23 protein-coding genes are annotated in these 24551 nt (G+C 67.6%); 12 read left to right on the forward strand and 11 right to left on the reverse strand.

Annotation, left to right across the window (positions count from 1 at the left end; all coding sequences use genetic code 11):
* Window positions 1-189 precede the first annotated feature (189 nt).
* Entirely contained in the window at window positions 190-1041 is an 852-nt protein-coding gene (gene fghA / locus KW830_RS16670) for an S-formylglutathione hydrolase (protein WP_218333777.1), read from the reverse strand.
* A gap of 329 nt (window positions 1042-1370) precedes the next feature.
* A complete protein-coding gene (locus KW830_RS16675) occupies window positions 1371-2486 on the reverse strand; it encodes an S-(hydroxymethyl)glutathione dehydrogenase/class III alcohol dehydrogenase (RefSeq protein ID WP_066534098.1) in 1116 nt (371 codons plus the stop codon).
* Between the two features lie 163 nt (window positions 2487-2649).
* Between KW830_RS16675 and KW830_RS16680 the strand changes: the two genes are divergently transcribed.
* Window positions 2650-2808 carry a hypothetical protein gene (locus KW830_RS16680; RefSeq protein WP_218333778.1) on the forward strand — a complete coding sequence of 53 codons (159 nt, stop codon included), beginning with the start codon at window positions 2650-2652 and terminating at the stop codon, window positions 2806-2808.
* Here KW830_RS16680 and KW830_RS16685 read toward each other — a convergent pair.
* From KW830_RS16685 to KW830_RS16700, 4 genes are read right to left on the reverse strand one after another with little or no spacing between them, the layout of a single operon-like run.
* The gene (locus tag KW830_RS16685; RefSeq protein WP_218333779.1) at window positions 2790-3500 is read right to left on the reverse strand and encodes an aspartate/glutamate racemase family protein; all 711 of its coding nucleotides are present in this window, start codon (window positions 3498-3500) and stop codon (window positions 2790-2792) included. The genes KW830_RS16680 and KW830_RS16685 overlap by 19 nt on opposite strands.
* Entirely contained in the window at window positions 3497-4360 is an 864-nt protein-coding gene (locus KW830_RS16690) for an ABC transporter ATP-binding protein (protein WP_218333780.1), read from the reverse strand. Before KW830_RS16690 ends, KW830_RS16685 begins: the two co-directional genes overlap by 4 nt.
* Window positions 4357-5250: an ABC transporter permease gene (locus tag KW830_RS16695; RefSeq protein ID WP_218333781.1), complete on the reverse strand. Its 894-nt coding sequence runs from the start codon at window positions 5248-5250 to the stop codon at window positions 4357-4359. Before KW830_RS16695 ends, KW830_RS16690 begins: the two co-directional genes overlap by 4 nt.
* Window positions 5251-5262: 12 nt before the next feature.
* The gene (locus KW830_RS16700) at window positions 5263-6279 is read right to left on the reverse strand and encodes an ABC transporter substrate-binding protein (RefSeq protein ID WP_218333782.1); all 1017 of its coding nucleotides are present in this window, start codon (window positions 6277-6279) and stop codon (window positions 5263-5265) included.
* A gap of 299 nt (window positions 6280-6578) precedes the next feature.
* On the opposite strand from KW830_RS16700, the gene KW830_RS16705 reads away from it, so the two are divergent.
* The 5 genes from KW830_RS16705 (at window position 6579) to KW830_RS16725 (ending at window position 11932) form a co-directional block, all read left to right on the forward strand.
* Window positions 6579-7154 carry a hypothetical protein gene (locus tag KW830_RS16705; RefSeq protein ID WP_218333783.1) on the forward strand — a complete coding sequence of 192 codons (576 nt, stop codon included), beginning with the start codon at window positions 6579-6581 and terminating at the stop codon, window positions 7152-7154.
* Window positions 7155-7357: 203 nt separating this feature from the next.
* On the forward strand, window positions 7358-8356 hold the full coding sequence (locus KW830_RS16710; protein WP_218333784.1) for a GlxA family transcriptional regulator: 999 nt from the start codon (window positions 7358-7360) through the stop codon (window positions 8354-8356).
* Between the two features lie 334 nt (window positions 8357-8690).
* Window positions 8691-10028 (forward strand): GntP family permease, encoded by a 1338-nt coding sequence (locus KW830_RS16715; RefSeq protein ID WP_218333785.1) that lies wholly within the window; start codon window positions 8691-8693, stop codon window positions 10026-10028.
* A 147-nt stretch (window positions 10029-10175) separates the two neighbouring features.
* Window positions 10176-11327, forward strand: a complete 1152-nt coding sequence (locus KW830_RS16720; protein WP_218333786.1) for a glycerate kinase — start codon at window positions 10176-10178, stop codon at window positions 11325-11327.
* 101 nt (window positions 11328-11428) lie between these two features.
* On the forward strand, window positions 11429-11932 hold the full coding sequence (locus KW830_RS16725; protein WP_218333787.1) for a hypothetical protein: 504 nt from the start codon (window positions 11429-11431) through the stop codon (window positions 11930-11932).
* Between the two features lie 69 nt (window positions 11933-12001).
* On the opposite strand, the gene KW830_RS16730 is transcribed toward KW830_RS16725, so the two are convergent.
* Together KW830_RS16730 and KW830_RS16735 are read right to left on the reverse strand one after the other, a co-directional pair.
* Entirely contained in the window at window positions 12002-12394 is a 393-nt protein-coding gene (locus KW830_RS16730; protein ID WP_218333788.1) for a helix-turn-helix domain-containing protein, read from the reverse strand.
* Window positions 12395-12551: 157 nt separating this feature from the next.
* Window positions 12552-13844, reverse strand: a complete 1293-nt coding sequence (locus tag KW830_RS16735) for a DEAD/DEAH box helicase (RefSeq protein WP_218333789.1) — start codon at window positions 13842-13844, stop codon at window positions 12552-12554.
* A gap of 263 nt (window positions 13845-14107) precedes the next feature.
* Here KW830_RS16735 and KW830_RS16740 point away from each other — a divergent pair, with 263 nt between their 5' ends.
* Window positions 14108-14668 (forward strand): carboxymuconolactone decarboxylase family protein, encoded by a 561-nt coding sequence (locus KW830_RS16740; RefSeq protein WP_218333790.1) that lies wholly within the window; start codon window positions 14108-14110, stop codon window positions 14666-14668.
* A 69-nt stretch (window positions 14669-14737) separates the two neighbouring features.
* On the opposite strand, the gene KW830_RS16745 is transcribed toward KW830_RS16740, so the two are convergent.
* The 3 genes from KW830_RS16745 to KW830_RS21565 form a co-directional block, all read right to left on the reverse strand.
* Window positions 14738-16297, reverse strand: coding sequence for a phospholipase D family protein (locus KW830_RS16745; protein WP_218333791.1), 1560 nt, complete (start codon window positions 16295-16297; stop codon window positions 14738-14740).
* Between the two features lie 150 nt (window positions 16298-16447).
* Window positions 16448-18289 carry a gamma-glutamyltransferase family protein gene (locus KW830_RS16750; RefSeq protein ID WP_218333792.1) on the reverse strand — a complete coding sequence of 614 codons (1842 nt, stop codon included), beginning with the start codon at window positions 18287-18289 and terminating at the stop codon, window positions 16448-16450.
* A gap of 83 nt (window positions 18290-18372) precedes the next feature.
* Window positions 18373-19920: a GGDEF domain-containing protein gene (locus tag KW830_RS21565; RefSeq protein WP_218333793.1), complete on the reverse strand. Its 1548-nt coding sequence runs from the start codon at window positions 19918-19920 to the stop codon at window positions 18373-18375.
* 168 nt (window positions 19921-20088) lie between these two features.
* On the opposite strand from KW830_RS21565, the gene surE reads away from it, so the two are divergent.
* The 5 genes from surE to scpB form a co-directional block, all read left to right on the forward strand.
* Complete coding sequence (surE, locus tag KW830_RS16760; RefSeq protein WP_066534068.1) at window positions 20089-20871, forward strand: 5'/3'-nucleotidase SurE; 783 nt, start codon at window positions 20089-20091, stop codon at window positions 20869-20871.
* Window positions 20868-21656 (forward strand): protein-L-isoaspartate(D-aspartate) O-methyltransferase, encoded by a 789-nt coding sequence (locus KW830_RS16765; protein WP_066534067.1) that lies wholly within the window; start codon window positions 20868-20870, stop codon window positions 21654-21656. Before surE ends, KW830_RS16765 begins: the two co-directional genes overlap by 4 nt.
* A gap of 13 nt (window positions 21657-21669) precedes the next feature.
* Window positions 21670-22527, forward strand: a complete 858-nt coding sequence (locus KW830_RS16770; RefSeq protein WP_066534066.1) for a peptidoglycan DD-metalloendopeptidase family protein — start codon at window positions 21670-21672, stop codon at window positions 22525-22527.
* A 102-nt stretch (window positions 22528-22629) separates the two neighbouring features.
* Window positions 22630-23628: an RluA family pseudouridine synthase gene (locus KW830_RS16775; protein ID WP_218333794.1), complete on the forward strand. Its 999-nt coding sequence runs from the start codon at window positions 22630-22632 to the stop codon at window positions 23626-23628.
* An 81-nt stretch (window positions 23629-23709) separates the two neighbouring features.
* The coding region (gene scpB, locus KW830_RS21400; protein WP_255578633.1) for an SMC-Scp complex subunit ScpB at window positions 23710-24551 on the forward strand (842 nt) is incomplete at its 3' end.

Below are 24551 nucleotides of genomic sequence, written 5' to 3' on the forward strand. Positions count from 1 at the left end.
CGGAGCACCGCGCTGGACAGTGGCGGGCCGTGGTGGCGTCGCATTGGCGGCACGCGGAACGCGGCATGCAGCTCGTGACATGTAGCTTGGCTGTGCCTGCAGGCACAGCGCCGTGGCAGCGCGCACGAAAAAAAGCCGCCCGCAGGCGGCTGGTGGCAGTGCGACATGGGCCGCACGGCGTCAGCCCGTTCAGGCCTGCAACTGCTGCGCGTGGTGGCGCAGGTGGTCGTCGATGAACGTCTGGATGAAGTAGTAGCCGTGGTCATAGCCTGCATGGCGGCGCAGCGTGAGCGGCTGGCCCAGCTGGGCGCAGGCAGCTTCCAGCGCTTCGGGCAGCAGCTGTTTCTCGATCAGGAATTTGTCGGCCAGGCCCTGGTCAATCAGGATGCCGGCCGGGTAGGGCGGCTTGCCCTGGCTTTCCATCAGGCGGGTGGCGTCATGCTGGGCCCAGGCTGCCTGGTTGGCGCCCAGGTAGCCGGCAAAGGCTTTCTGGCCCCAGGGGCAGTTGACCGGGTTGGCAATGGGCGCAAAGGCCGACAGGCTTTTGAACACACCGGGGTGGCGCAGCGCCAGGGTCAGCGCACCGTGGCCGCCCATGCTGTGGCCAAAGATGCCCAGGCGCAGGGTGTCAATCGGCAGGTGGCGGGCCAGCAGCGGCAGCAGTTCCTCAATGAGGTAGCTTTCCATGCGCCAGTTCTGCTCCCACGGGGCTTGTTGGGCGTCCAGGTAGAAACCGGCACCCACGCCAAAGTCCCAGCTGTCGGATTCGCCGGGCACGTTGGCGCCGCGCGGGCTGGTGTCGGGCGCAATCAGGGCAATGTTCAGCTCGGCCGCCAGGCGCTGGGCGCCGGCCTTGGTCATGAAGGTTTCTTCGGTGCAGGTCAGGCCGGCCAGATACAGCATGGCGGGCACTTTCTCGCCCGCCACGGCCTTGGGCGGCAGGTAGACCGAGAACTTCATCGGCAGGCCGATCTCGCGCGAATCGTGCTGGTAGTAGCGCTGTGCGCCGCCAAAGCAGGCGTGGGCGGATTTGAGTTCCATGAGTGACTCCTTGAACGGTGGCCGCGCAAGCGCTGGGGGCTGGAGCGGCGGCTTGTTGGATGCGTGGCGTCTGCGTGCAGACGGTGGGCCGGACGGGGGCAGAGCCGGATCGCGCTACGGTGGTGTGCGGATCGTGCGGGTCATGCTGCGGGTGTGCATATTGGCGCGCTCAAGCTTCGCCATCCACGCCGCCCACTGCCTACGCCCCGGTGTCTGTGTCCGCACGCCATGCCTTACGGGAAGGTCGCAGCCGGGTGCGCGTGCATGCGCTCCAGATGGAAGCATGCAGCGCGCACCTGGGCTGCATGGCAGCGTAGCTGTGTACGGCCTTATTCCGCGTAGTTGACCACCGAGCGGATCGACTTGCCTTCGTGCATCAGGTCAAACGCTTCGTTGATCTTGGCCAGGCCCATGGTGTGGGTGACAAACGGCTCCAGCTGGATCTTGCCGGCCATGGCGTCTTCCACCATGCCAGGCAGCTCGCTGCGGCCCTTCACGCCGCCAAACGCCGTGCCCAGCCACTTGCGGCCGGTCACCAGCTGGAAGGGACGGGTGGAGATTTCCTGGCCCGCACCGGCCACGCCGATGATCACGGACTGGCCCCAGCCGCGGTGGGCGCATTCCAGCGCGGCACGCATGACCTGGGTGTTGCCGATGCACTCGAAGCTGTGGTCCACGCCCCAGCCGGTCATCTCCACAATCACTTGCTGGATGGGCTTGTCGAAGTCCTTGGGGTTGATGCAGTCCGTGGCACCAAAGGTCTTGGCCAGATCGAACTTGCCGGGGTTGGTGTCCACGGCAATGATGCGGCCGGCCTTGGCCAGCTTGGCACCCTGGATCACGGCCAGACCGATACCGCCCAGGCCGAACACGGCCACGGTGTCGCCTTCCTGCACCTTGGCGGTGTTCTTCACCGCGCCCAGGCCGGTGGTCACGCCGCAGCCCAGCAGACAGACCTGCTCGGGGTTGGCATCGGGGCTGATCTTGGCCAGCGACACCGCGGCCACCACGGTGTATTCGCTGAAGGTGGAGCAGCCCATGTAGTGGTAGATGGGCTCGCCGTTGTAGCTGAAGCGGGTGGTGCCGTCGGGCATCACGCCCTTGCCCTGGGTGGCGCGCACGGCCACGCACAGATTGGTCTTGCCGCTCTTGCAGAACAGGCATTCGCCGCATTCGGCGGTGTACAGCGGAATCACGTGGTCGCCGGGCTTCACGCTGGTCACGCCTTCGCCCACTTCCACCACAATGCCGGCGCCTTCATGGCCCAGCACAGCGGGGAAGATGCCTTCGGGGTCGTCACCGCTCAGGGTGAAGGCGTCGGTGTGGCAGACGCCGGTGTGGGTGATCTTGACCAGCACTTCGCCCTTCTGGGGCGGGGCCACGTCGATCTCGACGATTTGCAGGGGTTCTCCGGCTTTGAAGGCAACAGCGGCGCGGGATTTCATGGGACAGGTCTTTCCAGAAGGGGGAGCAGGGCAGTGCCACAGGGCGGGCGCGGCAGGGGATGGCCGGGCGCCGGGCGCAGTGCACTGGCGAAGCCTCGACTGTAGGGCATTCGCAGGCAAAGCCCAGCCCCCGGCGGGCCGTATGGCCGGTGGCGCAGGCTTTATGTCCGCATATGGCGGTGATACGGTGGTGATGGCCGCTGTGGCAGCCATCGGCATTGGCTCCGTGGTTGCCGCCATGGCGGCTGCAGCGGTTGCTGCGGTGGTGGCGCCAGTGGTGGCTTGCGGCGGCCTGCCCCTGGCTCAGCCCTGCCGCCAGTGACGCAGGCAGGCCTGGGCCAGTGCGGTGGCCGGGTCCACGCTCAGCGCCAGCAGTTCCGGCGCGGCGTGGCGCAGGCCGATGGGCACCTCGGTGCAGGCCATGACCAGTTGCGTGGCGCCGCGCGCCAGCAAGGCCTCGGCAGTCTGCGCCAGCAGCCGGCCACCCGTGGCAATGTCGTTGGCCTTGATGGCGTAGCAGCCGGGGGTGAACAGCGTGTCCAGTTCCTGCTCGGTGGGCGTCAGGTAGTCCAGACCCGCCGCTTCCAGCCGCCCCTGGTACAGGCGCTGGCTCAGTGCGCCGCGCGTGGCGATCACGCCGACGCGGGCTGGGGATGGCTGTGGCGCCGTCTGCAGGGCCTGCACCGTGGCGTCCACGATGTGCAGAATGGGCGCGGCGCTGTGCGCGCTCAAGGGGCCATACCAGGCATGGGCCGTGTTGCAGGGAATGGCAATGCAGGTGGCGCCGGCAGCATTCAGCCGGGCAATGCCTTGCAGCATGGCGGGCAGCGGGTCCTCACCGCCACCGGCCAGGGCCTGTTGCCGGTCCGGAATCTGCGGCACATTCCATGTCACGGTGGGCACATGCTCCTGGTCGCGCTGCGCCCCGGTGATATCCAGCAGGCGCTGCAGAAAGTCCAGCGTGGCCAGCGGCCCCATGCCACCCAGCACGCCCACCAGGCGCGGCGCGCTCATGCGGCCACGCTCTGCAGCGATTTGGCTGCTTCTTCCCGCAGCATATGCAGGATGTCGCGCTTCAGCGCGCCAAATCGCGGGTCGGCCACCAGGTCTTCAAAGCTGCGCGGCCGCTCGAACGGTACCTGCAGCTCCTGGCGGATCCGGCCGGGGCGCGAGGACAGAATCACCACCCGGTCGGCCAGGAACAGCGCCTCGTCCACATCGTGGGTCACAAAGAGGATGGTGGTGCGCTTCTGTTGCCAGATGCCGGTCAGCAGCTCCTGCATGGCCAGCCGGGTCTGGGCGTCCAGCGCGCCGAAGGGCTCGTCCATCAGCAGGATTTCTGGTTCGGGCAGCCAGGCGCGGGCCAGGGCGGCGCGCTGGCGCATGCCGCCGGACAGCTGCCAGGGGTGGTGATCGGCAAAGTCGGCCAGGCCGACCAGGCGCAGAAACTCGTCGGCGCGGGCTGCATAGTCTGCGGCGCGCTGGCCGGCCATGCGCGGGCCGAAGTCCACGTTCTGGCGCACCGTGAGCCAGGGGAACAGCGTGGGCTGCTGGAACACCATGCCGCGTTCCGGCCCGGGGCCGGTGATGGGGCGGCCGTCGCACAGCAGGCGCCCGCCGTCGGGTTGTTCAAAGCCGGCCACCAGATTCAGCAGCGTGGACTTGCCGCAGCCCGACGCCCCCAGCAGGCAGACGAATTCGCCATGCTGCAGCTCCAGCGAGACATCGCTGAGCACCTGCTGGCTGTCGCCCTTGCCCGGCTGGGCAAAGTGCTTGTGCACGCCCTGGAGCTGGATGCGGCTGTGGCTATGGTGGTGGCCCTGGTCGTGGTGACCACCGGATGGCCGCGAGGTGGTGTGAAGGTGCGCGCTCATGCGTCTTTCCCGGCCCAGGGGGCATAACGGCGCTGCAGCAGCACCAGGCCCACGTCAAACAGATAGCCGATCAGGCCCAGCAGCAGAATGCCCAGCATCACCACATCGGTACGCAGATAGCTGCCGGCGTTGATGACCATCCAGCCCAGGCCGGAATTGGCCGCCACCATTTCGGCGGCGATCAGCGAGGTCCAGCCAATGCCGATGGCCAGGCGCACCGTGGTGAACAGCTCGGGCAGGGCGTGCGGCAGCACCACATGGCTGAACAGCTGGCGGCGGCTGGCCCCCAGCGTCTGCGCCGCACGCAGCCGTGCCTGGCTGATGTGGGCCACCGCCGCAGCGGCACCCACGACGATGCTCAGCACCGTGGCGATGAAGATCAGAAAGAACTTGGCGCCTTCCCCAATGCCGAACCAGACGATGACCAGTGGCACCAGCGCAATCTTGGGCAGGGGCCGCAAAAATTGCACAAAAGGATTGAGCGTGGCGGACAGCGTGGCCGACAGGCCCATGGACAGACCCAGCGGCACGCCAACCAGAATGGCCACGACAAAGGCCACCAGCGCGCGCAGCGTGCTGGTCAGCAGGTGCTGCCACAGCGGTGTCTGGCGGTAGCCTTCCTGGGTCAGTTCCACCAGGGTGTGCCACAGCTCGGAGGGGGGCGGCAGCATCAGCGGATCCACCCAGCCCAGGCTGCCGCTGGCCTGCCACAGCAGCAGCACGGCCAGCACGCTGGCGATGCTGACCACCGCCAGCCGGCCCGCAGTGGGCACCCGGCGGGCACGCCCGGGCTGTACGGACCGGGCGGGTTGTTCGGGCTGTGGCGATGGGGCCTGCGTCGCCGTGGGCGGCAGGTACAGCGGCAGCGGCGTTTGCGAAGATAGGGACATGGCGCAGCCTGCTTACTTGGCGGCCGCAGCGCGCTGCAGATAGGTGGTGTTGATGTAGGGGCCGTAGCTGACCGGCACTTCCTGCTTGCGCAGCTCGCCGATGCCGGCCAGGAACTCGGCCGAGTCCTTGTAGGCCTTGGTGATCAGCGAGTTGGACTTGGTCTTTTCATCCCCGATGAAGGCCGGCGTCAACTGCTCCTGCAGCGACGGGTATTCCAGCCCGCCCAGGGTGCTGCGCACGCTGTCGGCCGGAATGTCCAGGTGCTTGGCAATCGCCTGCACCGAACCTTCCTCGTCCTTCTTGTACTGGTCCACCTTGTCCTGCACCACGCGCAGGAACTTGGTCACCAGCTCGGGGTGCTTCTCGGCAAATTCCTTGCGCACCACGAAGTTGTTGAATACCAGCACCTGGTGCTTCTGCAGGTCCTTGGTGACATAGATCTGCTTGCCGCCGCTGGCTTCCAGCTGCTGGGTGAAGGGGCCCCAGACATAGGCGGCGTCGATGTCGCCGCGCTTCCAGGCGGCCACAATCTCGGCGGGCTTGAGCGACAGCGCCTTGATCTTGCTGCGGTCCACCTTGGCCAGCTTCACGGCCTGCTCGAACGCGTACTGCGCGGTGGAGTTGGCAGGGTAGGCCACGGTCTTGCCTTCCAGGCCCTTGAGGTCGGTGATGCCGTCACGGGCAATCAGGCGCTCTGCGGTGGCAATGATTTCGGGCGTGCCGATCACCTCGATCGGCAGCTTGCGCGCAATGCCGGCCGCAGCCGGGCTGGAGCCAAAGCGGGCAATGTCGATTTCCTTGGCCGCAAACAGGCTCAGCACATCGGCGCCCGACGCGAACTGCACCCACTTGGTCTTGGTGCCGAAGGCCTTGTCGAACGAGCCATCGATCTTGCCCAGAATCCACACGCGCGGGCCGCCGGCCCAGGCCAGCCGCACCTCGGAAGGAACGGCCTGGGCAAACGACGACAGCGCGGACAGGCCCAGCACGGCGGCTGCGGCAACACGGGTCACGGAAAAGCGGGGCATGGGGAGGTCCTTAATTTGAAATGCTTATGAAGAAATTTATCTTGATAAGCATTTGGAATTAAGCGTGTTTTGCGCATATCCATAGTTGGATTTCACCCATGGCCGGTGCTGGCCCGGTGGCGTGGTTATGGGATGGCCGCAGCGCCCATGGCCGTCACTGCCACCATTGCCCGCAGCCAACCGAATGACCACGCGCAGCACGGCCTGGGCCATGGCGGGTGCTGGCGCTGGTCTGGGAGGGCTGGTGCGGGTGCCGCAGAATGGAGGTCCGTTTTTCTTCCATCACCCCAACTGTATATATGCGTTTTCTGCAAGCTTCGGCAGTTGCCGTGGGAGCCGTGCTGCTGGCTGGCTGCGGCAATATCCAGACCGTCAAATCCTTTTCCACCACGTACAAAGAGCCTGATGGCGGCGAGCGTGCCCGCGTGCGCGTGGTGTCCGACGGCATGGTGCGCGCCGTGCCCCGCAGCAGCTGTGTGGACTGGCGCCTGCCCGACGCAGGGGTGATGGTGGCCAGCCTCAAAGGCTTTGCAGACCAGAACAACCGCTCCCTGGGCATGCCGGACGCACCCTTGCACGTGGTGCCCAAGGAGATTCCCACGGTGGTGGCCGAGTTCTATGTCCCCGCCAACCAGCCGCTGACTCTGGTCTATCTCAGCAACGGCCATATCTCGGGGGGCAAGCGCTACCAGTGCAGTGTCAACAAGACGGTCACCTTGCAGGCGGGCACGGACTACGAGGCCAGCTTCATCAGCACCAGGGACAAATGCCTGTCGGTCGTCACCCGTTTGACGCCGCAGGTCCCGGCCAAGGTGAGCGACGTCATGGTGCCGCTGACCGAGGCGCCCCTGTGCCGCAAGTCGGACCTGCTGTAGCCCTTGGTTCGCGGGTGCGGGATTCGGCTGGGTAGGCCGGACAGGCTGGGCCCGCCAGAAGCCCCGCCGGTCACGGTGGCTGCACGCCGGGCCCCAACCGCCCGGGGCGCCGCTTGCGTATAGTCGGTCGCAGCGCGCTGCAGGGCTGTGATGAACGGCCTGCAGCACTTGTTGTACTTGCACAGACTGCTCTTGTTTTGGATATGGAACACCGCCACGCAGGCGCCCACCGCGTCGATCTGGTTGTCTACCCCGGTTTCAAGGCCCTGGAGGCCATAGGACCGATGTCGGTGTTCGACTACGCCAATGTGCACCTGCGCCAGAAGGGCCTGCCCGAAGGCTATGCCGTGCGTGTGGTGGCGGCGCAGGCGGGACCGGTGCCTTCGGACACGCTGATGGGCCTGCAGGCCACGCACACCCTGGCCCAGGTGGAGGCCGACGGCACGGGCTGCACGGTGCTGCTGGTGGGCTCGCGCCATATCGAGCAGGTGCTGGCAGCCTCGCCGGAACTGGTGGACTGGGTGGCGCGCGTGGCACCCCAGGTCGGGCGCATGATTGCGCTGTGCAGCGGCAGCTTCTTCCTGGCGGCGGCCGGCGTGCTGAACGGCCGGCGCGCGGCCACGCACTGGAGCGTGGCGGGGCTGCTGGCCCAGCGCTATCCGCACATTGCCGTGGATGCCGACGCCATCTATGTGCGGGACGGCAGCTACTGGACCTCGGCAGGGGTGACGGCCGGCATCGATCTGGCGCTGGCCGTGGTGGAGCAGGACTTCGGCCACGCCCTGGCGCTGGATGTGGCGCGCGATCTGGTCATGTACCTCAAGCGCCCGGGCGGGCAGTCGCAGTTCAGTGTGTCGCTGGCGGCGCAGGCCACGCAGCACAGCGGCGTGCAGGCGGCCCAGCAATGGGTGCTGGCCCACCTGGACCAGCCCATGCCGCTGGCGCTGCTGGCCGACAAGGCGGCCATGAGCGAACGCAATTTCCGCCGCGTGTTCCAGCAGGAAACCGGCTGCAGCCCCAGCAGCTTTGTGGAAAATGCCCGGCTGGAGCGCGCCAAGCAGTTGCTGGAAAACCTGGGCGCGCTGCCGCTGAAGACGGTGGCGGCCAAGGTGGGTCTGGGCTCCGAGCAGGCGCTGCGCCACCTGTTTGTGCGCCGCCTGGGCATCACGCCCGTGGTATACCGGGAGCGGTTCGGGGGATAAAGACCCTCGCTGCCGTGCTGGCAGCGTCGTCCTTTGCGATGGGGGTAGCCGTTGCACACGCTGGTGCGAACCACCCATGCTGCCTCCAGGGAGTGAGGGGCCGCTCTTGCCGATGGAGGCTGTTCATCCGGCGGTGGTCCGGGGGCGCAGGGTATTGGGAGGCGACCTCTTGCCGAGGGAGCGGACTTTTATAATCCCGCCCATCTTTGTCGCCTGGACAGCTTTGTGGGTCCGGCGTGGCAAGGTCGTCAGCGGGGCCGCCGCCCCTCTCCCGGACTGCCGGCTTGCCAGTGCAGCGTTCCGCCCCTTTCCCCCTTTCTTGCCCGCACCAACCATGAGCAGCATCGCACTCTCATCCGTTCTGGTGGTCCTCAGTATTGTGGCCATCATCTACCTCACATCCAAGGTGAAGTTCAGCGTCTTCGGATCGCTGTTCGCCGTATCGCTGGCGCTGGCGCTGGGCTCCGGCATGCCGCTGGGCAAGGTGATCGACACCCTCAAGAGCAGCTTCGGCAACACGCTGGGCGGCATCTCCTTCATCATCATCTTTGGTGCGGCGATTGCGGTGTGCATGCAAAAAAGCGGCGGCGCGCTGAGCATTGCCAGCCACATCCTGAAGCTGGCGGGCAAGGGCAACGCCAAGGCCGCCATGGCCTGGACCGGCTTCATCCCCGGCCTGACCATCTTCTGCGACACCGGCTACATCATCCTGAGCGGCATTGCGCGCAGCGTCAGCGCCAGCTCCAGGACCTCAATGCCGCTGATCGCCGCCATCATGGGCTCCTCGCTGTTCGTGGTGCACTGCCTGGTTCCCACCCACCCTGGCGCGCTGGCGGCGGCCACCGCCCTGAATGCCAACCTGGGCATGCTGGTGCTGGCCTCGGTGCTGTTTGCCATTCCCGGTCTGCTGGCCTCCTACTACTGGGCCGGCCTGATGGACAAGGGCCAGAACTACGCCCCCGCCGAGATTGAGGACGGTGCCGACGACCTGTCGCAGGACAATCTGCCCAAGTTCTCGCATGCGCTGGTGCCCGTGGTGCTGCCGCTGGTGCTGATCTCCATTTCCACCCTGCTGACCACCCTGGGCATGAAGGATGGCGGAGCCACCGTGTTCCACTTCCTGGGCAACCCGGTGATGGCTTTGCTGGTGGGCATGCTGTGCGGCGTCTGGCTGCTCAGCCGCCATGGCGGCCAGAAGGGCGACTTCACCAAGGTGCTGGAAGAGGCCATCGTCAAGGCTGGCCCGATCCTGATCATCACCGCCGCCGGCGGCATGTTCGGCGCCATCATCAAGGAAACCGGCGTGGGCAATGCGCTGGGTGAAGTGCTGGGCGGTGCCTCGGTCGGCCTGCTGGTGCCCTTCATCATTGCGGCGCTGCTCAAGACGGCCCAGGGTTCTTCCACCGTGGCCGCACTGACCACCGCCGCCATCATCAGCCCCAGCCTGCAGACCTTCGGCCTGGATTCGGAAATGGGCCGCGTGTTCGCGGTGCTGGCGATTGGCGCGGGCTCGATGATCGCCTCCCACGCCAACGACTCCTATTTCTGGGTGGTGACCAAGTTCTCCAACATCGAGATGCAGCAGTCGCTGCGCGTGTTCTCCTCGTCCACCTTCGTGATGGGCGTGGTGACCTTTGCCTGCATCTGGGCAGCCAGCGCCTTCATGCTGTAAAGCGCCCCCTACAATCGCGAACATTGTCGTGCGCCGCCGGCGCATGACCCGTGGCCTGCGGCTTCGATCCTGGCTGTCACCGCGCACCCTGTGCGGGCTGGCAGTGCAAGCGGTTCGAAGCCGCAGCCGTTTGCGAAAGCCCAGACCATGAAAATCGTCATTGCCCCCGATTCGTACAAGGAAAGCCTGTCCGCCCTGGAAGTGGCCACGCAGATCGAACGGGGCTTCCAGGAAATTTTCCCCGATGCCCAGTACGTCAAGGTGCCGATGGCCGATGGCGGCGAGGGCACGGTGCAGGCCATGGTCGAGGCCACGCAGGGCCGCCACATCGAGGTGGAAGTCACCGCTCCGTTGGGCGAGCGGGTCACCGGCTTCTACGGCCTGACGGGCGACGGCCGCACCGCCATGATCGAGATGGCCGCCGCCAGCGGCCTGGCCCTGGTGCCGCCGGCCCGGCGCGACCCGCGCGTGACCACCAGCTACGGCACCGGCGAGCTGATCACCGCCGCGCTGGACGCCGGTGCGCGCCACCTGATTCTGGGCATTGGCGGCAGCGCCACCAACGACGGCGGCGCCGGCATGCTGCAGGCCCTGGGCGTGCAGCTGCTGGACGCCCAAGGCCAGCAGCTGGCCCGTGGCGGTGCGCCGCTGGCGCAGCTGGACCGCATCGATGCCTCCGGCCTGGATGTGCGCCTGGCCGAATGCACCATCGAAGTCGCCTGCGACGTGGACAACCCGCTGACCGGCCCGCGCGGTGCCTCGGCCATCTTCGGCCCGCAAAAGGGCGCCACGCCCGAGATGGTGCAGCAGCTGGACGCCAACCTGCAGCACTTCGCCCGCATCATCCTGCGTGACGTGGGGGCGGACGTGGACGCCGTGGCCGGCGCCGGTGCCGCCGGTGGCATGGGCGCGGCCATGCTGGCCTTTCTGAAAGGCCAACTGCGCCCGGGCTGCGAAATCATTGCCAAGGCCGTGGGCCTGGAGGCCGCGGTCAAGGACGCCGACCTGGTGGTCACCGGCGAAGGCCGTATCGACCAGCAGACCATCTTTGGCAAGACCCCGTTTGGTGTGGCCACGGTGGCCAAGCAGTTCGGCAAGCCGGTGGTCGGCATTGCCGGGGGCCTGGGCACCAATGCCCATGTGGTGCACGACCACGGCATCGACGCCATCTTCAGCGTGCTCAGCCGCATCTGCACCATCGAGGATGCGCTGGCCGAGGCCGAACACAATGTGCGCAGCGCGGCGCGCAATATCGCGGCGGTGCTGGCCATGGGCCAGGGCCTGCGCGCCGGGGCCTGACGTCGACGCCGCATAGCCCGCCAGCGCGGCTGCGGGTGCTGTCCTACGCGCCCGCCGCGCCACCTGTGAAAGCATGGCCGACAGTCCGAGGAGTGTCGCCCATGAAACTGGTCCACAGTCTGTTCACGGCCGTGCATGCCGTCATTGCCCTGCTGTTTGCGCTGGCAGCGCTGACCCTGGTCTGGATCGCCGCCCGCACCGCATGGAGCGTGTGGTCCGGAGGGCTGGATGCCGATGCCACGCTGCACATGGTGCAGGCGCTCGGCATTCTGGCTTCGGGCGTGGTGGCGCTGCAGATCGCCCAGACCGTGGTGGAAGAGGAAGTGGTGCGCGATGCCCACATCAGCGGCCCCACGCGGGTGCGCCGGTTTCTGTCCCGTTTTCTGGTGGTGCTGGTGGTGGCACTGGCCATCGAGGGCCTGGTGGCCACGTTCAAGGCCCAGGAAGACCCGGCCAGCCTGCTGTATTCCTCGGCCCTGATCGTGGCGGTGGGTGCCTTGCTGGCGGGGTGGGGTGCGTTCATCCACCTGAACCGCTCGGCCGAGGAACTGGAGCCCGAAGCCATGCAGGAAGCCAAGGGCGAAGACCGCAAGATGCGCGAATGAGCCCGCCCGCGCAGACGGCGGCACGGTGATCCCGCGACGCTGAGCGATGCCGTGCTGGCTGTGCTGTGGCTAGACGCTGGCCGGTGCCCAGGAGGCCAGCAGCGACACAAAGTCATCCACCCCGGTGTCCGCAGAGGGCGTGGCAGGCGCAGCAGCCGTGGCCGATGTTTTGGCTGGGGCCGACGCAGGCGCTGCCGGTGCGGCGCTGCGGGGCAGCAGCACGGTCAGGTCCAGCTGGGGGTTGAGCTGGCTCAGGCAGAGGATATAGGTGGCAGCCGACACCGAGGCATCTCCGCGCTCCAGCCGCGCCATGGTGGGCTGGGAAATGCCCAGCCGGGCGGCCCACTGCGCCTGGGTCTCGCCCAGGGCCTTGCGTGCGGCCACGATGCATTCGGCAAGCCGCGCAATCTGCTGCTGCACTGCGGGCGGAAAATCGGTGGGACGGGTGTTCTGGCGGGGCATGCCGTGGATCAAAAGCGGTGGCAGCGCACGCTGCACAAGCGCGGCGTGCTATCAACACCGAAATTATCAAAGCGCAGGCATGGCCTTGCAGCGCACTGGGCCATGCGGGCAGGCCGCCGGCCCCCCCGCCCGCTTGGTCGCTGCCGGTGCAGCGCCATCAGCGTGGCGTGGAGCCGTCGCCAGCAGCAGCTGCCGCCGCCGCTGCTGCTGCTGCGCGCAGCTTGTCCTTCTTGCTCATGCGCTTGCCTTTGACGCCGCCGTTGTCGCCGTCCTCGTGCGGGGCACGGGCCGGGGGCTGTTCGGTCACCGGGTAGGCGGGCAGGTCTTCCAGTGCCACTTCCAGTGCGTTGCGCTTGGCAATCAGCTGCCAGTGGGCTGCGGTGGCGGGGCTGACCAGGCTGATGGCCAGGCCGCTCAGGCCTGCACGGCCGGTGCGGCCGATGCGGTGGGTGTAGTCGGTGGGCGAACGCGGCAGGTCGTAGTTGACGACCACGGGCAGCGCATCCACATGGATGCCGCGCGCGGCCAGGTCGGTGGTGACCAGCACCTGCAGCAGGCCGGACTTGAAGTCGGCCAGCGCCGCCTGGCGCGCGCCCTGGCTCAGTTCGCCGTGGAAGGCGCGGGCCGCAATGCCGTGGGCCTTGAGCTTGAATGCCACATGCTCGGCGCTGTAGCGGCTGGCCACAAACACCAGCGCGCGCGGCCACTGGAATTCCTGCAGCAGATCGCGCAGCAGCGGGGTGCGGCTGGTCGCGTCCACATGCAGGGCCCGCTGCACGATGGTGGCATCCTGCTGGAGGGTGGAGGCAATTTCCACGCGGGCGGCCGCGTCCTGCAGCAGGCGGGCCGCAATGGCTTCCACCGCAGGCGGGAAGGTGGCGGACAGCAGCAAGGTCTGGCGTTGGCCGGTGGCGGGCAGCAGGGCCAGCACGCGGTCCAGTTCCTCGGCAAAGCCCAGGTCCATCAGGCGGTCGGCCTCGTCCAGCACCAGGGTGTGGATGCGGTTCAGTTGCAGGCGGCTGTGTTCCACCACATCCAGCAGGCGGCCGGGTGTGGCAATCACCCAGTCCACGCCGCCGCGCAGCGCCATCAGCTGCGGGTTGATCGACACGCCGCCGGTCAGCACGGCCACCTTGGGGCGCTGGCCCATGGCCTCGCCCAGGTGGTAGACCAGTTCGGCCACCTGGCTGGCCAGCTCGCGCGTGGGCACCAGCACCAGGGTCTGCGTGCTGCGCGGGCCGGTGGGCGCGTCGGCCAGCATCCAGCGCTGCAGCAGCGGCAGCACATAGGCCGCCGTCTTGCCCGACCCGGTGGGCGCACAGGCGCGCAGGTCCTGGCCGTCCAGGATGGCCGGCAGGGCCTGGGTCTGGATGGCGGTCGGAGCTAGCAGGCCGTGGCGTTGGGCTGCGTGGACCAGGGACGGGGCAAGGCCCAGGGAGGCAAAAGACATGGTGGAGGCAGGCAATCCGCAAACGAAAGAAGAGGGATTGTCGCCGGGCGGGCCGTTCAGCGCTTGCGGCGCCCGGCTCAGCCCTGTGCCGGCGTGGGACAGCGGGGGCGCCAGACAGGGGCCGGACGCAGGGCTGGGCAGGGCGCATTGCCCCATATCTATGGATAAACACGGCGCAGGGGTGGCACAGCGGCGGTGGTGGCTGCAGCGTGCGCGGTTTGGCGCTAGGCTGGCGCTTTCGCCACCTTCCCTGGAGATCTGCCATGGCGCGTTTGCCCATTCTGACTGCCGAGTCCGCCCCCGAATCCATTCGCCCGCTGCTGGAGAAATCGCAGAAGGCCATGGGCTTTCTGCCCCACTTCGTCGGCATGCTGGCCCAGGCGCCGGCGGCGCTGGAAACCTATATGACAGTCTCCGGCCTGAACATGCGCACCAGCCTGAACCCCGGCGAGCGCGAGGTGGTGCAACTGGTGGCCGGCACCACCCATGGCTGCCATTTCTGTGTGGCGGCGCACACCCCGGCTGCGCTGGGCAAAGGCAAGCTGGACCCGGCCGTGGTGGAAGCAATGCGCGCCGGCCAGACCCTGCCCGACGCCCGGCTGGAAGCCCTGGCCCGCTTTGCCCGTAGCGTGATCGCCACACGCGGCGACGTGCCCGATGCCGAGCTGCAGGCCCTGCGTGCTGCCGGTTTCAGCGACCAGCAGGCGCTGGAAGTGGTGCTGGGCATCAGCCTGGCCACCCTGTCCAACTTTGCCAACAACCTGGCCCACACGCCGCTGAACCCCGAGCTGGAGCCCTATGCCTGGCAGCGCCCGGCGGCCTGACGCCGGGCGCGCTGGCAGACCGGGCCGCTGCTGCGCCTGCGGGGCGTTTGTTCTGCTGTGGGGGACTGACTACAGCAGCCACTCGATCGGCAGCCAGCCCAGCACCCGCAGCAGCAGGCGCAGCCACCAGCTGGAGTAGGGCTCCTTGGCGTAGGTGTCCACACCGCCGTCGTTGTTCTGGGCCTGCCACTGCAGCTGGCCCTGTCCATCCAGGTCGACCCGGTAGGCGCGCAGCGGCACCTGGGTGTCGAAGGTGTCGCTGATCTGGCGCGCCAGCACCGGGCTGTCGATCACAAAGCCCAGCTCGGTGTTCAGCATGGCCGAACGCGGGTCGAAGTTGAAGGAGCCGACAAAGGCCTTCTGCCCATCGATGGCAAAGGTCTTGGCATGCAGGCTGGTGCCCGAGCTGCCCAGCGAGCCCAGCTTGAACTGGTCTTCCAGCTCCACCGGCTGGGGGTTGTTGCTGCGCATCTCGAACAGCTCGATGCCCGCCTGCAGCAGCGGCTTGCGGTATTTGGCGTAGCCGGAATGCACCACCGCCACGTCCGTGGCTTCCAGCGCATTGGTCAGCACCCGCACCTGCACGCCGCTGCGCTGGAGCTGGGCCAGGGCCTCGGTACCGGAGCGGGTGGGCACGAAGTAGGGCGAGACCAGATCCAACCGTTGGGTGGGCATGCCGGTGCGCTGCAGCAACTGGGGCAGCATCAGGCCCTCCTGCGCGGCCGTGCCCAGCACCTTGGCCGGGTCGTCGCTGACCAGGTCCACCGGCGCCCATTCCAGTGGCAGCTGGGCCTGCAGCAGCTGCTGGATGAAGGGCGTCATCTCCACCGCACGGGCAAAGTCCTCGGAGGCGGCGGAGGCGGCCAGCACCTGGTACTGCTGACGCAGCGCGTCGGGCGTGGTGTCGGCATCCGGGCGCACCAGCAAGGCGATGGGGTAGGCCGAGGCACTGTTCCAGTAGCGGTCGAAGTCGTTCGACACCTCGGGCACGGCCGGGCCAATGGCCAGCACATCCAGGTCGGAGAACAGCACGCCGTCGGTGGCGCCGAAGTACTCGTTGCCCACATTGCGCCCGCCGATGATGGTGGCCTGGTTGTCGGCGGTGAAGGACTTGTTGTGCATGCGCCGGTTGGTGCGCGGGAAATGCGTCAGATAGCCCAGGTATTTGCCGGTGCGCAGCACAAAGGGGTTGAACAGGCGCACCTCGATCAGCGGGTGGCTGTCCAGCGCGGCCAGCTCGGCGTCCAGCCCTGCCGTGCCGCCGTCGTCCAGCAGCAGGCGCACGCGCACGCCGCGGTCGGCGGCGGTGAGCAGCTCGCGCAGCAGCAACTGGCCGGTCTTGTCGCCGCGCCAGATGTAGTACTGCACATCCAGGGTCTGGTCTGCGGCCCGGGCCAGCAGGGCGCGCGCCGCAAAGGCTTCGCGCGGGTCGGCCAGCGCATAGATGCCGGTGAGTGCCGCATCGTGGCCGCTGCTGCGCAGCTGCTGCACCGCCAGGCCCAGGCGGGACTGGCCGGTGGTATCGGCTGCCACGGCCTGGCTATCGGTACGGCCTTCCAGCGAAGGCAGGCTGCAGCCTGCCAGGCTCAGCACCAGGCTCAGGAGGGCGAATATTGGTGCAAGGCGCATGGCACGTTCAAGGGGCAGTCAGTGAAGGTGGATGAATGCAACGTTACAACACTACAACACTAGCAGATGCCCCTGGATTTGGCTGCCAGCCCTGTGGTGCACCCGGTGTGGGTGCTCCGCAGGGCGGGGCAAGGCCGGTGAGGGGCTGGCTCAGTCGCCCATCACCACCCCTTCGCGGCGCGGGTCGGCGCCGCCGAACCAGAAGGTCTTGCCATGGGCTTCGCCCCGGGTGATGGCCTGCAGGCCGCTGGTCAGCTGCTGCTCCTTCACCTCGGCGCCGCGCTGGCGCAGGGCATTGACCGTGGCCTCGGGGAAGCGCTTTTCCTCCAGCAGGCTGGGGCCGTTGAGGCTGCTGAAATTGGGCAGGTTGATGGCCTGCTGCGGCGTCAGCCCCCAGCCGAACACCCCCCACAGCGTCTTGGCCGTGTAGTGGATGATCTGCGCCCCGCCGGGGCTGCCGGCGCTCATCAGCAGCTGGCCGGTGGCCTTGTCGAACACCAGCGTGGGCGCCATGGACGAGCGTGGGCGCTTGCCGGGCTGCACCCGGTTGGCAATCGGCTGACCGTCGGCCGTGCGCGGGGCCATGCTGAAGTCGGTCAGCTCGTTGTTCAGCAAAAAGCCCTTGACCATCTGGCGGCTGCCGAACTGGTCTTCGATGGTGGTGGTCATGGCCAGGGCATTGCCCTGGGCGTCGACGATGCTGATGTGGCTGGTGCCGTACTCGATCTGGTGCGCCATGGGCGCGTAGCTGCTGCGCACCGAGACCGGGTTGCCGGGCTGGGCCACCTTCATGCTCTGCGCCCCGATCAGGCGGGCGCGTTCGGCCAGGTACTGGCTGTCCAGCAGGTTCTGCCAGTTGCCGCCGGGTGCCTGCACAAAGTCCGGGTCGGCCACGTACAGGCCCCGGTCGGCAAAGGCCAGGCGCGCGGCCTCGGTGTAGAAGTGCAGCCAGTTGGCCGTGGGCAGGCCCTGGGCATCCAGCGGCATGGCTGCGGCGGGCGTCTGCGCCAGGATGCCCAGGAGCTGCCCCACGGCAATGCCGCCGGAACCCGGGGGCGGAAAGCCGCATACCCGGTAGCTGCGCGCGGTGGCGCTGGCGGGGGTGGGCGGAATGTTCCAGTCATGGCACAGGGCTTCCCGCTTGCGGGGCCGGTAGCCGGCCAGATCCTGGGTGCTCAGCAGGCCGGGATTGGTGGCATGGCTGCGCACCTTCTGCACGATGGCCTGGGCCACTTCGCCTTCGTGCAGGGCCTTGCTGCCATCGCGGGCCAGGGCGCGCAGCACCTGGGCATAGGCCGGGTTGCGCAGCACATGGCCCACGGGCAGGGGCTTGCCGTCGGCGCCGTAGAAATAGGCGCGGGCTTCGGGGTCGGCGCTCAGGAACTTCTCGTTCGACAGCATGGTGTGCAGGCGCGGGCTCACCTTGAAACCCTGGTCCGCCAGCTGGATGGCCGGCGTGAACAGGCTGGCCCAGGGCAGCTTGCCGTGCTCCTGGTGCGCCAGCTCCAGCATGCGGATGGCGCCAGGCGTGCCCACGGAGCGCCCACCCACCACGGCGTCGTGAAACGCCATGGGTGTGCCGTCGGGCTTGAGGAACAGGGTTTCGGTAGCCGCTGCGGGGGCGGTTTCGCGGCCGTCATAGGCTTCGACCTTGGTGCCGGCGGCGTGCAGCAGAAAGGCGCCGCCGCCGATGCCGCTGGACTGCGGCTCGACCAGGCCCAGCACCAGCTGCACGGCAATTGCTGCATCAACGGCACTGCCGCCGGCCTTGAGCACCTGGTAGCCGGCATCGGTGGCCAGTGGGTTGGCGGCGGCCACGGCAAACTTTTCGGTGGCCCAGCCGGGCTTGTCGGTCCAGCCGGAGCTGCCTTCGGGCTCCAGCGTGGGCGTGGCGTAGTGCAGGGAAGGGCAGGAGCAGGCGGACAGCAGGGCGGCTGCAGCGGCGGTGGCGGCTGTCAGCGCCCAGGGGGCGGCGCGTCGGGGCATGGGCATGCGGTTCTCCTTGTTGATGTGGCTGTGCAACAGGTGGGAGTGTGACCGCGCGGGCCTGCCCCGCGGTGCAGGACAGGACCAGATCAGCCGCGTGCCAGGCGCCCGCCCGATCCCGTCATCTGGGCATGCTGCAGGCTCTGATCGGCACGGTTCATCAGGTCCAGGCGCGGTTCCGAAGGCCAAGCCTGCACCACACCGGCGCTGATGCGCAAGCTGATTTTTTCATCCTCGCTCAGCAGCGGGCGGCGTTCCAGCTCCTGCTGCAGGCGGATCAGGGCCTGCAGGGCATCGTCGGCATGGGCGCCGGAGAGCACCACAAAGAAGTGGTTGGCCTGGTCGCGGGCCAGCAGATCCTGGGGCCGCAGCACCGAGCGCGCCACCATGGCGAGGTGGCACTGGGCCTGCTCCACCAGGGCCGGGCCATGCTCCAGCCCCAGGGCGTGCAGGCCTTCCAGCGTCATCGATGCCAGGCTCAGGGGTGTGCGGTAGCGGGTGGCGCGGGCCATCTCGCGGTCCAGCCCTTCTTCCAGGCCCTTGGCGTTCAGCGCACGGGTCAGCGGGTCGTGGCGGGCCAGTTCCTCGGCCGTGTCCAGCGCTTTTTGCAGGGCCTCGATGGACTGCTGCTCCTGGGTGCTGCGCTCCTGCAGATCCTGCAGGGCCGCGTGGGCGATCTTGTTCTCGGTGGCGATCGAGCGCGTGGCGGCCACCAGCTGCTCCAGCACCGGCGCCATGTCGGCCAGGCCCTGGGCCTGCTCCAGCTGGCCGGCACATTCCTCGATCTGGCGGGTCTGCACGGTATTGCTGTGCGACAGCGCAGCCAGGCGCTGCAGGGATTCGCCCAGCAGGTCCTTGATGTGGGCCTGGGCCTCGCCGGCCCGGCTGTGCAGGTCCAGCTGGCGCAGCAGCAGGGTCTGGAGCTGCTGCTGCAGCTGGTCCAGGTGGGGCAGCGTCCAGGGCTGCTCCAGCGCCTGCAGCAGCGTGGTGCTGAGGGTCTGCAAGGTGCTGTCCTGCTGGTTCAGTTCGGCCGTGTGCGTGACCATGGTGCGCAGCAGGCCCTGGATGGCGCGGCGGCGCTGGGCCTGGTCTTCGGTGGCAAAGGACAGGCGGTAGGCGTAGTTCTGCAGCATGTGCAGCAGATCCTGCAGCGCAGGCGGCGAAATGCGCAGGAAATGCACCAGTTGGTCGGTCAGCTCGTGCATGCGCCGGTCCTCATCCTCGGACAGCATGGGCAGAATGTGCTCCAACACCCGGGCCAACTGCTCGGCCAACTCGGGCGGCAGCAATTCCAGCATCTGTGGGGCCGGGGCCGGCGGTACGGTGCCCATGGACTGGTGGGCAGCCAGCACGTCGTCCATGTGCGCATAGGCCAGAATGGCCTGCTGGATGCCGTGCCAGTTCTGGTCGTTGATGGCCTGGTTGAAATGCAGGGCGATGCGCTGCTGCACCGCGCTTTGCGCGGGCAGCACGCTGAATATCTGGCGCAGCGCCTTGCTGGGGAAGGGCGGGCGGGGCAGCTGGCCGGCCACTTCCTCGTAGACGGTCTGGTAGTTTTCGGGCGTGGGCGGGAGCTTGCGGGTGGCCAGCAGACGGAAAGCTTCACGGGCGATATCTGGGACAGAGCGTTCAGCCACGGGGGTAGACCTTTGGGAGGAAAGAGGAGGGGGACGGGCAAAAGTGTGACAGAACACAGCACCAGGCCGGGACATCGTGCGCAAACGGTGTCGCATGTCCGCACAACGCCGCAAGTATTTGGGGGCAAGAGTGAGCACCCTACAATCCGGGCAACCCGTTTGCACAGCATGAAGATTCTTATTTCCAACGATGACGGCTATCAAGCGCCGGGCATCGTCGCCTTGTACAACGCACTCAAGACCATCGCCGATGTGGAGGTGGTGGCGCCAGAGCACAACAACAGCGCCAAATCCAATGCGCTGACCCTGCATTCCCCGCTGTACGTGCGCGAAGCGCCGAACGGCTTTCGCTATGTGAATGGCACCCCGGCCGATTGCGTGCACATCGCGCTGACCGGCCTGCTGGGCTACAAGCCGGATCTGGTGGTGTCCGGCATCAACAACGGCGCCAACATGGGCGACGACACGGTGTATTCCGGCACCGTGGGCGCCGCCATGGAAGGCTATCTGTTCGGCGTGCCGTCCATCGCGTTCTCCCAGGTGGAGCGCGACTGGGTGGAGTTGGATGCCGCGGCCGGCAAGGCCCGCGACATGGTGGCGCAGCTGGCGCAGCAGAAGCTGCTGGGCACCAAGCCCTGGCTGCTGAATGTGAACATTCCGAACCTGCCGGCGCAGCAGCTGGGCGCCGTCAAGGTCTGCCGGCTGGGACGCCGGCATTCGGCCGAGCCGGTCATCACCCAGGTCAGCCCGCGCGGCGAGACCATGTACTGGATTGGCAGCGCCGGTGCGGCGCTGGACGAATCCGAGGGCACCGATTTCCATGCCACAGCCCATGGGCATGTGGCCATGACGCCGCTGAAAGTGGACCTCACGGACCACGATCACCTGGTGTATTGGGCACAAACTGCCGCACGTTTGGAGGCCGTGGAGCCCCGCAAGGAGGATGCATGAACCAGCCCAAGCGGCCCAGCTTTCCTGCCCGCCTGGGCCCGCCCAGCGCGCAGAATGCCGTGCGCCCGGTGGTCCGCCCGGCCGGCAATGCCGCACCGCGCAGCGCTGCGCCCATGCCGGCGCCCCGGGGCGTGGGCCTGGATTCGGCGGCCGTGCGCAGCCGCATGGTGCAGCGCCTGGCGGCTTCCGGCATCAGCTCGGCAGCGGTGCTGCAGGCCATGGGCAGCGTGGAGCGGCACCTGTTTGTCGACACCGCCCTGGTCAACCAGGCCTATGAAGACACCAGCCTGCCCATCGGCCTGGCGCAGACCATCTCCAAGCCCAGCGTGGTGGCCCGCATGATCGAGCTGCTGCTGGGTGCGGAAGGCGCGCGCGGCGGCCTGGGCCGGGTGCTGGAGATCGGCACCGGCTGCGGCTACCAGGCTGCGGTGCTGGGGCGCGTGGCCCGGGAGGTCTACTCCATCGAGCGCCTGCGCGGCCTGCACGAAAAGGCGCGGAACAATTTGCGTCCTTTGCGACTCACCAATGTGCACCTGATTTTTGGGGACGGCATGGTGGGCTATGCGCAAGGTGCCCCGTATGCGGGCATCATTGCGGCCGCAGGCGGCGACGCGGTGCCGGCCGCCTGGTGCGACCAATTGGCCGTGGGCGGGCGCCTGGTGGCCCCCATGGTCCAGAGCAATGGCCAGCAGATCCTGCTGGTGATTGACAAAACTCCTTACGGTTTCAATGAAACAGTTCTGGAAGCAGTGAATTTTGTCCCTCTAAAATCGGGGATTGCCTGAAAGGGAATTGCATATGTTGTTTACGCGAAGTCTTGGCACTTGGAGTGCGTTGGTTGTGGCCGGGGGGATCCTGGCGGGTTGCGCACAAGTGAACAAGGCTCCCGTGGAAGACCGCGGCGCCTCGCGTCCCGCTTCTTCGACTTCGGCGCCTGCGGTTGATCCGTCCACCCTGCCGGGTGCCGAGAACGCCGGCAAGCCCGGCTACTACACCGTCAAGCCCGGTGACACCCTGATCCGCATCGGTCTGGAACACGGCCAGAGCTGGAAGGACATTGCCCGCTGGAGCAATCTGGAAAATGCCAACCTGATCGAAGTCGGTCAGGTGGTGCGCGTGGTGCCGCCCAATGTGTCGGTGGCTTCCGCACCGGCTTCCAGCAGCTCGGGCGGCCGCGCCGTGGCGCCGGTGGTGGTGGGTGGCAGCGATGCCGGCTCTGCACCGGCCACCAGCACGCCCGCACCGGCGGAGCCTGCTCCGGCCAAGACGCCGGCACCCGCTGCCGACACCAGCCAGGGCTTCATCTGGCCGGCTTCCGGCGCCGTGCTGGCAGGCTTTGACGAGTCCCGCAACAAGGGGCTGGACATCGCCGGCAAGGCCGGCGATCCGGTCGCTGCCGCTGCGGACGGCCGCGTGGTCTATGCCGGCGCCGGTTTGCGCGGCTACGGCAACCTGATCATCCTGAAGCACAACGACACCTATCTGACGGCCTACGCCCACAACCAGAAGCTGCTGGTCAAGGAAGACCAGAATGTGAAGAAAGGTCAGAAGATCGCCGAAATGGGCAGCACCGACGCCGACCGCGTGAAGCTGCACTTTGAAGTGCGTCGCCAGGGCAAGCCGGTCGATCCCTCGCGCTATCTGCCCGCACGCTGATCGCCCGGGCGATCCGCCGTAGCCAGTGCCAGCGTGTCTGCCGGCGCTGGCTTTTTTTATGCAACAACAGACAACACAGACAACACAGACAAGGATGCGGGTGTGACGGAGTCAACAGAGGCCATCGACAGCGTGGAAGCGGACGACTGGGCGCAGGTCCAGGAGCAGGCGGAGCTGCGCGCCGTGGAGGTGCCCACCGCCTTGCATGGCCTGCGGCTGGACAAGGTGCTGGCAGAGCTGGTGCCCGAGTTCTCGCGCAGCTACCTGCAGCAGCTGCTGGCCCAGGGGGCCGTGCAGGTGCAGGGCGCGGTCGTCACCAAGGCCTCCGCCAAGGTCCGCTGGGGCGACCGCCTGCAGGTGGAAATGCGACCGACGGCGCAAAGCCAGTCGTTCCGTGCGGAAACCATGGCGCTGGATGTGGCCTATGAGGATGAGCACCTGCTGATCGTCAACAAGCCGGCCGGCCTGGTGGTGCACCCGGCACCCGGCAACTGGAGCGGCACCTTGCTCAACGGTCTGCTGGCTTGGCATGCGGGCGCGGCCCAGGTACCGCGTGCCGGCATTGTGCACCGCCTGGACAAGGACACCAGCGGCCTGATGGTGGTGGCCAAGAGCCGCCAGGTAATGGACGCGCTGGTGGCCATGATCGCGCGCCGCGATGTCTCGCGCCAGTACGTGGCGCTGGCGCACGGCGCCTGGCGCGGTGGCATGCGCGAAGTCCGGCAGGCCATCGGCCGCGACCCGCGCAACCGCCTGCGCATGGCCGTGGTCGACCTGGGCAGCCAGGCGGGCAAGCCGGCGCAGACCGACATCACCGGGGTGGACTCGGCCGAGCAGGCCTGCCTGGTGCATTGCAAACTCCACACCGGGCGCACCCACCAGATCCGTGTGCACATGGCCTGGCTGGGCCACCCCCTGCTGGCCGACGCCCTGTACGGCGGCACGCCCCTGGCGGGGATGGAGCGCCAGGCGCTGCATGCCTACCGCCTGGGCTTTGTGCACCCCATCACCGGCCAGGAGGTGCTGGTGCGCAGCACGCCGCCGGCCGATTTCATGGCGGCCATCGACTTTTTGGGGCTGCGCTACAATCCCCCCCATTGACACTGCGCGGGCTGCCTGCCTGCGTACGCTGTATGGCACGCCTGTGAAGGCGCACTCTGACTTCCCCCGGAATCTCCGCTCATGAATACGGTAGATGCGAAACGGGTCCTCGAAACTGCCTTGATCTGCGCGCACCAGCCGGTGACGCTCAAAGAGCTGCGCGCTCTGTTCGATGGCACTTTGGGTACCGACACGCTGAAGGATTTGCTCCTGGCTTTGCAACGCGACTGGACACAGCGCGGTGTGGAGCTGGTGCAGGTGGCTTCGGGCTGGCGCTTTCAAAGCAAGCCGGAAATGCGCGTCTACCTGGACCGTCTGCACCCGGAAAAGCCTCCCCGCTACTCCCGCGCCACCCTGGAAACCCTGGCCATCATCGCCTACCGTCAGCCTGTGACGCGCGGTGACATCGAGGACATCCGCGGCGTGACGGTCAACAGCCTGATCATCAAGCAGCTGGAAGACCGGGGCTGGATCGAGGAGATCGGCCACCGCGAAACCGTGGGCCGTCCTGCACTGTTTGCCACCACGCGCCAGTTCCTGGACGATCTGGGCCTGCAGGCGCTGGACCAGTTGCCGATGCTGGAGTCGTCCGAGGTGCAGGCCAACCTGTTTGCCCAGCTCGACGGTGCCGATGGCGAAAACCTGCCGGCAGCGCTCGAAACGCAGGATGCTGCCGTAGAGCAGCCGGAGCAGCCGGAGCAGCCGGAGCAGCCGGAGCAGCCGGAGCAGCCGGAGCAGCCGGAGCAGCCGGAGCAGCCGGAGCAGCCGGAGCAGCCGGAGCAGCCGGAGCAGCCAGAGCAGCCAGAGCAGCCAGAGCAGCCAGAGCAGCCAGAGCAGCCAGAGCAGCCAGAGCAGCCAGAGCAGCCAGAGCAGCCAGAGCAGCCAGAGCAGCCAGAGCAGCCAGAGCAGCCAGAGCAGCCAGA

It is taken from the genome of Comamonas sp. CMM03, from assembly GCF_019218715.1.
GTDB lineage: Bacteria > Pseudomonadota > Gammaproteobacteria > Burkholderiales > Burkholderiaceae_C > Comamonas > Comamonas terrigena.